Origin of the sequence: Caulobacter sp. AP07, from assembly GCF_000281955.1 — a bacterium.
Classification (GTDB): Bacteria; Pseudomonadota; Alphaproteobacteria; order Caulobacterales; family Caulobacteraceae; genus Caulobacter.
Genome location: NZ_AKKF01000101.1, coordinates 1 through 2,779, shown reverse-complemented (window position 1 = coordinate 2,779; position 2,779 = coordinate 1). Strand labels below are relative to the sequence as shown.

At 67.4% G+C, this 2,779-nt stretch carries 1 protein-coding gene and 1 pseudogene; both read right to left on the bottom strand.

Annotation, left to right across the window (positions count from 1 at the left end; translation table 11 throughout):
• A pseudogene (locus tag PMI01_RS06245) lies at positions 1–2,475 on the bottom strand (hypothetical protein); the annotation flags it as partial.
• A complete protein-coding gene (locus tag PMI01_RS06240; protein ID WP_007665543.1) occupies positions 2,472–2,741 on the bottom strand; it encodes a hypothetical protein in 270 nt (89 codons plus the stop codon). The gene PMI01_RS06240 and the pseudogene PMI01_RS06245, both read right to left, overlap by 4 nt.
• Positions 2,742–2,779: the final 38 nt, after the last annotated feature.

The following is a 2,779-nucleotide window of genomic DNA, read 5'->3' as shown; positions in this document are numbered from 1 at the left end:
CGGCTTGCCGTCGGCGACGGTCGCCTCCAGGCCGTTGTCGGTGTAGGTGATGGTCTTTTCGACGCGCGGCGCGCCGGACTTGTAACCGGAGGTGACCGTCAGCGGCCGACCGTCCCTGTCGTAGGTCGTGAAGGTAATGCGGTCGGGGTTATCGCCCCCCGGGGGACCCGGATTGCAGGCCGAGGCCGGCGGCTCGCCGAAATAGGCCGGGTTCATCCGCACGGTCGAGCAGATCGGGCGGCCGAGGTCGTCGAAAGCGGTCTGGCTTTGGGCGACGGCCTGGCCGCCGGTCCCATAGGCGGTCTGTAGCACCGCGCGCGCCTGGCCGTCGTAGCCGATGGTCGAGGAGGACAGCACCTGGAAGCTGTCGTTGAACGTGGCCTCCGAACGGTCGGCCACCACGCCGACATAGCTGGCCGACACCTGGCCGTCGGCGCGATAGACGGACTTGCGGGCGCGATGGCGCAGATACCCGGTCCCGTCGGGATCCACGCCCACCTCGCCGACCTGCCAACGCGAGGCGTCATAATAGGCCTGGACGAGGTCGTTCGAGCCCGGCAGCGGACCATCCACGCTGATGACGTCGCCGCGGTCGTTGTAGGCGTAGGTCGTGGTGGCCGACAGCGAGTTGTCGCCGGCGCGGGTGGTGACCGAGGTCAGCCGCACATTGTTGGGCGCATTGCTGTCCTCGTAGCCGTATTCGGTCACGGTTTCATCGGCCGTGCCCAGGCAGGCCGGCGCCGCGCCGATCGCGCAGGTCGAGCTGCGCACCAGACGGCGGACCGGCGAAGCGGCCGTCATGACGCCGTTCTTCAGATAGCGCGCCGTGAACGCGCCATAGGCGTAGCGGACTTGCGGGCGCACGCCGTTCGGGCCGGCGGGTTGAGTCGCGCTGAGGAGTTCGCCGGTATCAGCGTCGTAGGCGTAGTCGGTCTGGTTGCCGCGCGCGTCGCGCATCCAGTCGGGCGAGGTGCAGTTCTGCCCGCCCGCCGGGGTCGGCCGGCAGCTGTAGCCGGCGCGCACGACGGTCGCCCCGGGGATCGACTTCAAGTCAGGATCGACGACGCCGGCCTCCGCGCCCTTCGGGATGCGCCACATCGCCGTGACGTTCCGATAGCCGTCCATTTTGAAATAGGTGCGGTTGCCTTCCGGCATGGTGACCTGGACAAGCTTGCCCTTGCCCAGCAGGCCCTGCTCGTCGCCGACATATTGATAGGTCGTCGTGTGGCCTTCGCTGTCGGTGTCGCTGAGAACGTGGCCGTTTCCGGTGCGCGACTTGACCACCCGCTTATAGTTCTGCGGACCGGTGGCCGTGGTCGTCAGGATGCCGTCGGTCGGCAAGTACTGCGTGCCGACCGAGCTCCAAGTATCGACCACGTAGACGTAGCTGTAGGTCCAGGTCGAGACCCCGTCCGTGAACGAGGTCACCCGCTCGACCTGGTCGTCGGTGGTAATGTTGAGGCTGTAGGTCCGCGGCTTGTCGCCGGTCGCGTTGCGGAAAGTCAGCGTGAACGGTCCGCCGATCGGAGCGCTACCCGACGCCGTAAGCGTACGCCCGCGATCCATCTCGTTGGCATAGGTCGGCCCGGAGCACTGCGTGGTGTCGCAGCCGCCGTTCCTGAGATTGGCCGCCACCGGGGAGAGCGCCGAGAAGGCGCCGCCACCCGGACCGACCAAGGCGTATCCCAGGCTGCTTTCGATCTTGGTGTTCTGGCTGCCGTCCCGCGTGAAGGTCAGAACCTCGCCGGTCGGATACTTCAAGCTGGTGATCAGCCCGATCGGCGTGGGATTGTTGCTGCTCCAGGTGCGGTTCTCGAACGTCGCCACCCGGCCGTCGGGCGCGGTGTAGGTAATCACCGAGCCCGGGTAAGACCAGCTTCCGACGGAGTCGCCCACATGCACACAGCAACCGCTGGTCGGGTTGCCGCGAAAGGTCATGCTTTCGCCCTGCAGCACCAGATTGGTGTAGACGAAGCGGCTGTCGTCGGAGAGCTGGAAGTAGGAGTTCATCGACCCGCGGCCCGTACCCGAAAAGTACGAGTTGCTCGCCTCAAGCCCGCGACCGCCGCGGCCGCCGATGCTGTTGATCAGCTCGCCTTGCGAGTACGAGCCGGTGATCAGGTTCACGCCATTGGCGTCAGTCGCCGAATACACCGGCGGCCTAAGCTCCGCCGGATGGCCCACGCCATCGGTCGGATCAGGTTCGGGCGCGAGATTGGCGACGGGTGGAGCGATCTTGGCCCCGGTCGCCTGGGTTTCGGCGGCCTGGGTTTCGGCGGCCTGGGTTTCGGCGGCCTGGGTGGCTTCGTCGGTCGTCTTCGTGACCGAAGCCTTAACCGGCGGAGCCTCCGCCACCGGGGGCGAGGTCTCCTGCGCCAAGGCCGGCTGAAGGAAGACGACCGAGGCGCCGCACAGAGCGGCGACGCAGGCGGCGAGACGCGCGCAAACGCGCCGCGAGACCATGGAAATCTTCACGCTCGCCCCACCCATTTCTTATCGCCGTCGGCCTTGCGGGCCAGGCCGTCGTAATCTTCGGTTTCGACGAACACGCTGATCGCCGAGGACGCCGTGCCGCCATGACCGTTGGAAACCGTGGCGTCGACCGCCGAATGCCGCGGCGGCGGGATCGGGTCCTGGGCCAGGGCGGGGGTGACGGCAAAGCCCGCCCCCACGACCGCCAAGCATGCAGACAGGGCCAGACCGGCCAGCCCGCGGCCAGCCCGCGGAAGAAAGCTTTTCATAGGGATCGACTAACGACTGGAGGACGGCGACGCGCTGG